This is a genomic window from Candidatus Methylacidiphilales bacterium (assembly GCA_033875315.1).
Taxonomy (GTDB): Bacteria; Verrucomicrobiota; Verrucomicrobiia; order Methylacidiphilales; family CAZTYG01; genus JANRJG01.
In genome coordinates this window covers 42,009-52,085 of record JANRJG010000001.1, presented here as the reverse complement: position 1 = coordinate 52,085, position 10,077 = coordinate 42,009, and the positions used below count along the sequence as shown (strand labels likewise).

The 10,077-nt window shown below is 59.3% G+C and carries 8 protein-coding genes and 1 other RNA gene; 7 read left to right on the top strand and 2 right to left on the bottom strand.

What is annotated here, in order from left to right; genetic code table 11:
• Positions 1 to 197: 197 nt before the first annotated feature.
• From SFU85_00230 to trpB, 3 genes are all read left to right on the top strand, one after another.
• Complete coding sequence (locus SFU85_00230; GenBank protein MDX6765195.1) at positions 198 to 800, top strand: cyclic nucleotide-binding domain-containing protein; 603 nt, start codon at positions 198 to 200, stop codon at positions 798 to 800.
• An 84-nt stretch (positions 801 to 884) separates the two neighbouring features.
• Entirely contained in the window at positions 885 to 1,484 is a 600-nt protein-coding gene (locus SFU85_00225) for a phosphoribosylanthranilate isomerase (GenBank protein ID MDX6765194.1), read from the top strand.
• Complete coding sequence (gene trpB, locus SFU85_00220; GenBank protein MDX6765193.1) at positions 1,463 to 2,671, top strand: tryptophan synthase subunit beta; 1,209 nt, start codon at positions 1,463 to 1,465, stop codon at positions 2,669 to 2,671. Before SFU85_00225 ends, trpB begins: the two co-directional genes overlap by 22 nt.
• Positions 2,672 to 2,741: 70 nt before the next feature.
• Here trpB and ssrA read toward each other — a convergent pair.
• Positions 2,742 to 3,100: a transfer-messenger RNA gene (gene ssrA / locus SFU85_00215) on the bottom strand.
• A 113-nt stretch (positions 3,101 to 3,213) separates the two neighbouring features.
• Between ssrA and SFU85_00210 the strand changes: the two genes are divergently transcribed.
• Positions 3,214 to 5,979, top strand: coding sequence for an MMPL family transporter (locus SFU85_00210; GenBank protein MDX6765192.1), 2,766 nt, complete (start codon positions 3,214 to 3,216; stop codon positions 5,977 to 5,979).
• 182 nt (positions 5,980 to 6,161) lie between these two features.
• Complete coding sequence (creD, locus tag SFU85_00205) at positions 6,162 to 7,580, top strand: cell envelope integrity protein CreD (GenBank protein ID MDX6765191.1); 1,419 nt, start codon at positions 6,162 to 6,164, stop codon at positions 7,578 to 7,580.
• Between the two features lie 15 nt (positions 7,581 to 7,595).
• Here the strand turns inward: creD and SFU85_00200 are convergent, their stop codons facing one another.
• Complete coding sequence (locus tag SFU85_00200; protein MDX6765190.1) at positions 7,596 to 8,039, bottom strand: hypothetical protein; 444 nt, start codon at positions 8,037 to 8,039, stop codon at positions 7,596 to 7,598.
• An 84-nt stretch (positions 8,040 to 8,123) separates the two neighbouring features.
• Here SFU85_00200 and prfB point away from each other — a divergent pair, with 84 nt between their 5' ends.
• Together prfB and trpC are read left to right on the top strand one after the other, a co-directional pair.
• On the top strand, positions 8,124 to 9,245 hold the full coding sequence (prfB, locus tag SFU85_00195; GenBank protein MDX6765189.1) for a peptide chain release factor 2: 1,122 nt from the start codon (positions 8,124 to 8,126) through the stop codon (positions 9,243 to 9,245).
• A complete protein-coding gene (gene trpC / locus SFU85_00190; GenBank protein MDX6765188.1) occupies positions 9,242 to 10,042 on the top strand; it encodes an indole-3-glycerol phosphate synthase TrpC in 801 nt (266 codons plus the stop codon). The genes prfB and trpC overlap by 4 nt, the downstream gene beginning before the upstream one ends.
• Positions 10,043 to 10,077: the final 35 nt, after the last annotated feature.

Genomic DNA, 10,077 nt, shown 5'->3' with positions numbered 1-10,077 from the left:
TTACGCCGGGCTTGTGCAAGAACCTACGAAGAACTCATGCGGGCGGTCGCAGACTGCTTGTCACTGTTCACTCCACAAGAATGTATCAACTACTTCACTCATGCACATTATGTGTCTATATGATCCGGAAATGCTCTAGTTTTCCGAGCAAGCTTTCAGTTGACCAAGGTATTTGTAATCCATTAACATATAAGCACATGGGTGAACCGGAAATCATCGCTGACTTGACTCAGACGGGTATTTTGCAATACATCGGCTACTCTGATCTGGAGGCGCTCAAGTTTTATGGTGCCTTTGGCGAGTACGGAGAGGGTGAAGTGATCATCACCCAAGACCAGCCCAACGACCGCCTCTACATTGTTGTCCATGGCGCCCTGGATGTCCTGGTTTCCCACCAAGGCAAGGACACCAAAGTCGGGGAGATCTCGACGGGCGACAGTATCGGTGAAGTGGCCATCTTGGAACCGGGTGAGGCGTCAGCCACCGTCGTGGTGCGCGAACGGGCCATTCTTTGGAGCATGGATGTCGAAGCGCTGCAGCAGTACTTCGAGGCCGTGCCCGTGGGAGGCGCTTATCTTTTGTTAGGTATCAGCCGCTTGCTTTGTCGCCGCTTGCGCCATGCCAACCAGACCATCATCGAAAACCGCATCATCCCGGGCCACCTCGGGGTCCGTTCCGGGCTCATCCGCGAACCGATCAAGGCGGACAACGTCAACTCCAAGGGTGGCAAAGGCCTGCTGGGCGGCCTGCTGGGCGGCAAAAAAGAAGAGCCCAAGTTCAACCCCAAGGTCAAAAGGTAGCGCATCACGCTTGTCCGCCCGCGGAAGGACAAGCCGGCTGACAGACTTCCGTTCATGGACGTGTTCCGGATCAAAATCTGCGGCATGACGCATCGCGACGACATTCGCATCGCCGTGGATGCCGGAGCCGATGCCATCGGGATCATTTTCCATCCGCACAGCCCGCGCTATGTGGCTCCCTCCGATGCCGGGAATCTTTTGCAGGCCGTGCCCGCCGGTGTGGCCCGGGTGGCAGTCGGGGTCGACTGGACGGAGGCGCGCATCCGCGAAATCGAATCCTACGGGACCTTCGACTACTGGCAGTTGCACGGCTCGGAGAGTCCCAGTCTGGCGCGCACTTTCCGGCCCCGCCGACTGATCAAGGCTTTCGGACTACCCCGGCCCGGGGTGGCTGAAGAAGCATCGAGCTACGACGTTGAAGCCTTCCTGCTCGACAAAGCGAGTGTGCGCCATGGGGGCACGGGCGAGGCCTTCGACTGGAATCTGGCGGTGGATTTTATCCGTTCCAACAAACGCCCCGTCCTCCTTTCCGGCGGCCTCCGGGCGGATAATGTTGAGCAGGCCCTCAAACTTGTGCAACCTTGGGGGGTCGATGTTTGCAGCGGGGTCGAGGTGCGGCCCGGCCGCAAAAATCCAGACACCCTCGCCACCTTCATCCGCTTATGCCGCCAACACTTCAAGTGAGCCTACCCGACGCTTCCGGTTATTTCGGTCCCTACGGCGGGAAGTATGTGCCCGAAACTCTCGTCCATCCGCTGGAAGAACTGGAAAAAGCCTACCATGAGGCCATGGCCGATCCGGAATTTGACCGCGAACTGAAGAATCTCCAGCGGGATTTCACCGGACGCCCGACGCCGCTCTACTTTGCCGAGCGCCTGACCCGGCACCTGGGAGGTGCGAGGATCTATCTCAAGCGCGAGGACCTGCTCCACACCGGAGCGCACAAGATCAACAACGCCCTCGGCCAGGCGCTGCTGGCGGTGCGAATGGGCAAAAAACGAGTCATCGCCGAAACCGGAGCTGGCCAGCATGGGGTGGCCACCGCCACTGTGGCCGCCCGGTTCGGGCTCGAATGTGTCATATACATGGGCGAGGTGGACATGGTCCGCCAATCGCTCAATGTCGCCCGCATGCGTTTCCTGGGGGCCCAGGTGGTCCCGGTCACGGCTGGGCAACGTACCCTCAAGGAGGCGGTCAATGAAGCCATGCGCGACTGGGTGACCCATGTCCGCGGAACACATTACATCCTCGGCACCGCATATGGTTCCCATCCCTATCCGATGATTGTGCGTAATTTTCACCGCATCATCGGGGAAGAAGCCCGCAGGCAGATTCTGGAGCGCGAGGAGAAACTGCCCGATCTCCTGGTGGCCTGTGTGGGAGGCGGGAGCAACGCCATCGGCCTGTTCCATGCCTTCCTGGAGGACAAGAACGTGCGCATGACCGGGGTCGAGGCCGGAGGCGAGGGGATCGAACCCGGGAAGCATGCCGCCCGTTTCCAAGGAGGGACGCTTGGGGTGTTGCAGGGGGCCAAGGCCTACATCCTGCAGAATGCGGACGGCCAGATCGAACTGACCCATTCCATTTCCGCCGGATTGGATTACGCCGCTGTCGGGCCGGAGCATTGCTACCTCAAGGATTCGGGGCGGGTGGCCTACACCTACGCCACCGACACCGAAGCCTTGGGTGCATTCCAGACGCTCGCCTCGATCGAGGGCATTATTCCCGCCCTCGAGTCAGCCCATGCCGTGGCCGAAGCCATCAAACAAGCGCCCAAGATGGCCCCGGATGAAATCGTGTTGATCAACCTTTCTGGCCGCGGGGACAAGGACGTCCAAGAAGCCAGCCGTTATTTGCTGGAAAAGAAATAGCGGGGCGAGAGCCCGACTTCGCCAAGCCTACGTCGCGGCAGCCTTCGGTTTCGGGTAAACCCTCAGCGAAGGCTGGAGGCGGCGGGGATCGAACCCGCGTCCTCAAGGCGGCTACGACGTGCCTCTACAAGTTTAGGAGCTGTTGGATTTTCGAGCCGCCCGTTGCCCAGCCCCGAGCCGGACGGCCTTAGTCACCGCGTTGATTCCCCCGGACAGGTCGGTGTCCCACCTGTCCAGTGACCCGGCTGATGGCGTTCCGGTCCCCCCAGCCGGGGTCAGGGGCGGAACGTCACGGCACTTTAGGCCGCGAGAGCCAACTCTTCGTTAGCAATTAATGTTTGGATACCCGGGGATTTAACGAGGCCAACAGGTCCAGTCCTCGACTTGCCACACGCCACAGAAACCAAGAGTCGAATCCAAATCGCCCCCAATCCTATGACCATTCTAATTTACCACGACCGGGACCCCGGGCAAGGGTCAATAATCCCCCCATAAGTCGGAGTTGTCAGTTGGGGGCAGCTTGCTACATTCCCCCGCTGACCATGGTCCGATTCCGTCATTTCTTGCAACGCGTCCTTCTGCGCACCGCGGATATGGTCTACCACCATCCCCGTGCCGTGGTGACGGTGTCCGCCATCCTTTTCGTCGCGGCCTCCTACGCCGCGGCTTTCCACCTCGGCGTCATCAACAACATCAACGACCTCATCCGCGCCGATTCACCCGTCCATAAATTCTACCTCGACTACAAGAAGGAATTCTCCGTCCGCGAGGAAATGGTGGTCATCATCACCTCCGACGACTTCGCCAAGAACGCCGCCGCCGCCGATGACATCGGTGCCATTCTGCAGCAACGCACGGGGGATTTCGACCGGGTCTACTACCGGCACGACTTCAGCAGGCTGCAGGACAAGTTGCTCAACTTCCAGACTCCCGAGGAGCTGGCAGGAATCCAGAAGGACCTGCTCACCCTGCGCGACGTGCTCAAGCGCAGGGGAAACAGGCTCAACCTCAACACCATGTTGGAGGAAGCCATCGCGGGCTTCGATGAAACCCGGTTGCGCAAAGAGGCCAACTGGAAGGATTTTGAATCGGAGATCAATGAGTTCGTGGCGCGCTTGGACAAGCTGGCCGATGTGCTGGAAAACCGTAGTACGACCGAGGCTCAACAAACCGGGGCCAAGCGCCAGGACTTGGCGGAAATGCGCCGGCAGTTGGCCCTCAACAGTTACCTCAGTTTTGATGAAGGCAAAATGATCCTGGTTCTCCTGACGCCAACGGAGGGCGACCGCAACTCATTCTCGCCTTACGGGGATAGCATCGGCCGTTTGCGCAAGGACCTGGAAGGTCTGCGGCTGCGCCATCCCGGGGTGGATATTGGCCTGACCGGGGAGCCGGTTTTGCTGGACGATGAAATGCGCCAGAGCACGCACGATTCCGCCGTCGCCTCGATCCTCACCCTCGTTTTGATCGCCGTGCTTTTCTTCTTTGCCTACCGCGAATTGGCTCGCCCGGCCCTGGCCATGATGGTCTTGATCGTGGTCATTGCCTGGACCATGGGGTTGACAGTCGTTTTCGTCGGGCATCTGAATGTCATCTCCCAGGCCTGTGTCATCATGATCATGGGATTGGGCATTGATTTCGGTGTGCAGATCCTCGGGCGTTATGAGGAGGAATTGGCCCATAAAACCGGGGTGCACCATGCGGTTCGCAGGACGCTGGAAAACACCGGATTGGCCGTGCTCACCGGTGGCAGTACCACGGCCATAGCCTTTTTCACCATGTGTTTCAATGACTTCATCGGTCTGGCCGAACTCGGCATCATCGCCGGGATGGGAATGGTCGCAGCTGTGGTGGCCTACATCATTCTCCTGCCCGCCTTGTTTGTGCTGCGTGACCGGCACCGCGAGGAGGTTTTTGCAGCCCGTCCGACCCCGACGCCGGGTTTCCGCTCGCGCTTGGATGAGAAGCTATTTGCCCGCCCCGGGCTGGCACTGGCAATGGCCGCCGTGTTGGTGGTGGTGGCCATAGTTGGCATGGGCCGTATCCGCTACGACTACAACCTGCTCAACCTCCAGAATCCAAAAATGGATTCTGTGCAATACACCTTGAAGCTGGTCAATTCCCCTGCCGCCACGGTGATATTCGGGGTCATTGTGGCCGATGATCTGGCCGATGCGCGGGTGAAAACGGCCAAACTCAAGGAACTGCCCACCGTGCGCAATGTGCGCAGCCTCGACCAAGCCCTTCCCCCGGACCAGGAAGCCAAACTTCCCCTGCTGCGCGACATCGGAAAAATCGTCGCCACCCTGGAATACAACCCGGATTTTTCCAATGAGATCGATGTGGCCAAGGCCCGCGCCCATATCCGCCAGCTTCTCGAAATGGCCAGGGAGGGGCGCATCCAGGCCGCCAAGTACAAGACCGCCGCCAAATTCGCCGGCAAGGGCAGCCTGGTCGAAAAGGCCATCGAAGTTTTCGACCGCATGATTCCTCCTCTGGAGCGGGCGGTGGCCAATTTCGACAAACTCAGCCAAGATGAAGTCAACGAACGTCTCAGACGTTACCAAGCGGCCACATTCGGCAACTTGGGCGAAGAAATCGCCTTCCTCCGCAGCCAGAAATTCGGCGATGTCATCACCCTGGATGACCTGCCTTTCCAAGTTCGCGAACGCTATCTTTCCCCCTCGGGGAAAGTGCTGATCGAGGTGGATCCCAAGGAAAATGTCTGGGAGGAGGAGCCCAACCGCCGTTTCGTTGAGGATATTCGAAAAGTTAGTGAGCGGGCGACCGGCACACCGGTGCAGAATTTCCAATACATCAACCTGCTCAGAGACAGTTACATCCAGGCCGGAGGGCTGGCCTTTATTGCCATCGTGTTGTTGGTGTTCCTGCACTTCCGCAGTCTGTTCAAACTGGGTCTGACCCTGCTGCCGCTCGGATTGGGCATCCTTTACACCTTTGGATTCATGGGCTGGTTTGATATTCCCTTCAACCCGGCCAACATCATCACGCTCCCGCTGGTCATCGGCATCGGCGTGGCTTTTGGCGTCTATGTGGTGGATCGCCATGATGAGGAAGGGCGGGTGGCCTTGTCCTCCTCGAGCACCGGCAAGGCTTTGTTTTTGTCCGCTGCCACGACCATCATCGGATTTTCCACCATGATGACGGGCGAATATCGGGGGCTGGCCAGTCTAGGTCTGGTCATGACCCTGGGGGTCCTGTTCTGCTTCCTGTGTTCGACCCTGATCCTTCCGCAGATCCTCACGCTGATGGACCGGCGCAAGGCGAAGAGGACATCCCAAAGCTGATCTTTTGCCCCACGCGAATTTGCGGGCGATTCTCCGCCATGCGACCTTTGCAAGGGGACGGCCTGTATATGGAACACCTGTTTCGTGTCGTGTCCTCCATCATTTATTAGCGGTATTCGTTGGATAAGATTGGGCTGATGACTTTGGCTTGACGCCATCCGGGGGCCTCCGAGGATGGACCCATGGCTGATTCCTCTTTTTTCCAGTCCGTGCGCGCTTTTTTCGGCAAATTTGCCGTCTTGTTCAAATTGGCGGTGATTGGCTTTTTGATCCTGATTCTGCTCATCCCGCTCTCCATGATCGGCTCGGTATTGCAGGAGCGCTTGGGGCGCCGCAATGAAGCGGTGGCTGAAATCACCTCCTCCTGGGGTGATTCCCAGAAAATCATCGGCCCGGTTCTCCAGATTCCCTACAAAGTCCGCAGCAAAGTCTGGCGCGACCAGCCCCAGAAGAATGGCACCAGCAAGCGGGTCGAGGTGGAAGTGGTCGAGATGGCCCTGGCCACTTTCCTGCCCAAGGAGTTGAAGGTGGATGGCGAGATCCTGACCCAAAAGCTCCACCGGGGAATTTATGATGCCGTGGTCTATTCGGGCAACATCACCCTTTCCGGAGCCTTTTCCCAACCGGACTGGCAGGCCCTGAAAATCGATCCCAAGGAGGCGGTCTATGAGGATGCGGTCGTCGTTGTCGGTGTGTCCGATCTCCGCGGCACGCGTGGGCGGTTGGTATTGGATTGGGGTGGCCGGGCCTGCCCGATGACCCCGGGTACCAACACCGATCTTCTCCCGGCCGGGGTATCCGCATCGGTGAAAGGTTGGCTGCCGACCGATCAGCCCACGTCTTTCTCCCTGCCGGTTACTTTCAATGGCAGTCAGCAGGTGCTCATCGCGCCCCTCGGGGTGGAGAGCAGGGTCCATCTCAGTTCGGACTGGCCCGACCCCGGATTCCGGGGGGCCTTTCTGCCCACCAGCCGGGAGATCAGTGCCCAGGGTTTCACCGCTGCCTGGGATGTTTCTTACTACGGGCGCAGCTTTCCCCAGCAATGGGCCCGTCAGAATGAAGTTTCCTCGGCCACGCTACACAAATCTCTATTCGGTGTGGAATTTGTTTCGCTGATCGACTTCTACCGAAATGTCGAACGCGCCATCAAATACGCCATGCTCTTCCTGGTTCTGGTCTTCACCGCATTCTTCCTCTTTGAAGTGATCTCCAAGCTGCGCATCCATCCCTTCCAATACATCTTGGTCGGCGCGGCACTCTGTCTCTTTTACCTCGGGTTGCTCTCCCTTTCGGAATTCCTGCGTTTTGGCTGGGCTTACCTGGTCGCGGCCGCGGCCTCGTGGGCCTTGGTCTCGCTGTACAGCCTGTCCGTCCTGCGATCTGGAAGCCGCACGCTCATCGTGGCCGGGCTGTTGGCGTTGATCCAGGGTCTCTTGTATGTCGTCCTCCAACTCCAGGATTACGCCCTGTTGGTGGGGACCATCGGGCTTTTCCTGGCCCTGGCCGCGGTGATGTTTGTCACCCGACGGGTCGACTGGTACGGTGGGCGTGAAGAACCCGTTGCGCCCGCTTCCCCGGCTCAGCCGCCCCCGCTTCCGTGACTGATCCGATAGGATCTAATCTGGAAACAACCTGCCCTGCAGTTGGACCGGAGGCTCGGGGCCTGCTTCCGGGATGACCCCGGGATAAAGCGGGGACTCGATCAATGGCAGGCGGTCGTGGCCAAAATGGGCCGCTTCTTCCGGGGTGGCGGCCCGTGTCACCACCTTGATCAGTTCCTTGCCGGGCCCTTTCGATGGGTCGATCAACGCGCGCAACACGGTCCCCGCAGGCACCTCGCCCCAGACAATCCGGCCATCGCGGCTCGATCGCTCGGCGAATTTCTCCGCATGCAGATCGGCCAGCAAGGCTCCACGTTTTTTCCACCACTCGAGGATTTCCCCGCGCGCACAGCCGGCCCATACATGGTCTTTCGGCCGCCCGTCCGCCACCACCCGGATGGGGCGGGCCGGCTTAAACGTCTGACCCTTGAATTGGAAGGCAATGCACATGGCAAACATAGACCTAGCACATCGGGTCTTGGAATCACATTCCAATTCCCGGTTGAAATGCCACGGATTTCGGGCATTTTCTCCCGATGGCCGCTGAAACATTTGACGTTCCCAACCTCGAAGCCCGCACCAAGCAGCTCCGGAGGTTTCTTTGACGTACCAAAATTGACCACCCAGCTCGGCGAGCTCGAGCAAAAGATGTCGGCCCCCGGATTCTGGGACAACACCGACGCGGCGCAAAAAGTCATGACCGAGGCCAATGCCTTGCGCAACCGCATCAACGGCCTCGATGCACTGGAAAAACGGGTGGCCGATCTTTCCGTGCTGCTGGAATTGACCGAGGAAGAAAACACGGCCCAGGCGCGTGCGGATTTTTCCGCGGAATACCAGGCCGCTGAAAAAGCCTTGGACGACCTGGAGATTTCCGTCCTGCTCAGCGGTGAACAAGACCCCAACAACGCCATCGTTTCCATCCACGCGGGTGCCGGGGGCACCGAGGCCTGTGACTGGGCCAATATGATGCTGCGCATGTACAACCGCTGGGCCGAGCGCCACGGCATGAAGGTCAACATCCTGGATTACCTCGGGGGCGAAGAAGCCGGGGTCAAAAGCGTCACGCTCATGGTGGAAGGACCGATGGCCTACGGACTGCTCAAGGCCGAACGCGGGGTGCACCGATTGGTCCGTATTTCACCCTTCAATTCCGCCGGGAAGCGGCAAACTTCCTTCGCTTCGCTCGATGTCCTGGCCGAGGTCGACGACACCATCGTGATTGAAATCCCGGACAAGGACATCCGTGTTGATGTCTACCGCGCCGGAGGCCACGGTGGGCAGGGGGTCAACACCACCGACTCGGCCGTCCGCATCACCCACATGCCTTCCGGTTTGGTCGTGACCTGTCAGAACGAACGTTCCCAGATCAAGAACAAGGCCACGGCGATGAAAGTCCTCCAATCACGCCTTTACGAAATCGAGATGGACAAGAAACGCGCCGAGCAGGAGAAGCACTACAGCGAGAAGGGGGAAATCGGATGGGGCCGCCAGATACGTTCCTACGTCCTCCAGCCCTACCAGATGGTGAAAGACCTGCGCACCGGCGAACAGACCAATGACGTCCAGGGGGTCCTTGACGGAAAGCTGGATGACTTCATCAGTGCCTTCCTCAAGGGCAAGAAGCGCACCGACAAAGATGAAGATGAGGAGGATGACGGTTGAGCACCTTCCACAACAAGCTGGCCGAGATCCTCGCCACCAAGCGCGACGAGGCAGCCCGTCTGGAACCCCTGGCCGCGGAGCTGCGCAAAGCCGCGCTCAAGCGGAATGATTTCCGCGGCTTCCGACGCGTGCTTTTCCAGCCGGGCGCGGCCACGCTCATCGCCGAGATCAAAAAAGCGTCGCCCTCGGTCGGGGTGATCACGGATGACTTCAATCCGGTCCAACAGGCCCGCGAATACATCCATGCCGGAGCCCATGCGCTGTCCGTGCTCACGGACGAGAAGTATTTCCAGGGAAACCTCGGCTACCTCCAGGACATCCGCGACCAAGTGGACGTGCCGCTCCTGCGCAAGGATTTCATGCTGACCGTGCCCCAGATTTATGAATCGGTCATCGCAGGGGCCGATGCGGTCTTGTTGATTGTCGCCGCCTTGGAGGATGACCAACTGGCCCGCCTGTACCACACCGCCCACGACCTTCAACTCGATGTCCTGGTTGAAGTACACAATCTGGCCGAAATGGACCGAGCGGTCGATCTCGGGGCCGACATCATCGGAATCAACAACCGGAATTTGAAAACGTTCGAGGTCAACCTCGCCGCCACCGAGGATCTGGCCCCGGAAATTCCGGCCGATGTCCTGGGCATCACCGAAAGCGGAATCAAGACCCCGGCCGATGTCGACTATTGCCGCGGGCAGGGGATCGATTGTTTCCTCATCGGCGAGACCCTCATGCGCTCGGCCAACGTGAAGCAGACCGTGGAAGAGCTTTTCGGCGAAGGCCTGCACCGGCCCTGAGTGGATTTTTTTGCAGCGGCGGTCACAGACCGCCG

Excerpts from the sequence above, each read along its gene's own strand:
- SFU85_00230 (MDX6765195.1), top strand. The coding sequence starts at position 198 with ATGGGTGAACCGGAAATCATCGCTGACTTGACTCAGACGGGTATTTTG.
- SFU85_00225 (MDX6765194.1), top strand. The coding sequence starts at position 885 with ATGACGCATCGCGACGACATTCGCATCGCCGTGGATGCCGGAGCCGAT.
- trpB (MDX6765193.1), top strand. The coding sequence starts at position 1,463 with ATGCCGCCAACACTTCAAGTGAGCCTACCCGACGCTTCCGGTTATTTC.
- SFU85_00210 (MDX6765192.1), top strand. The coding sequence starts at position 3,214 with ATGGTCCGATTCCGTCATTTCTTGCAACGCGTCCTTCTGCGCACCGCG.
- creD (MDX6765191.1), top strand. The coding sequence starts at position 6,162 with ATGGCTGATTCCTCTTTTTTCCAGTCCGTGCGCGCTTTTTTCGGCAAA.
- SFU85_00200 (MDX6765190.1), bottom strand. The coding sequence starts at position 8,039 with ATGTTTGCCATGTGCATTGCCTTCCAATTCAAGGGTCAGACGTTTAAG.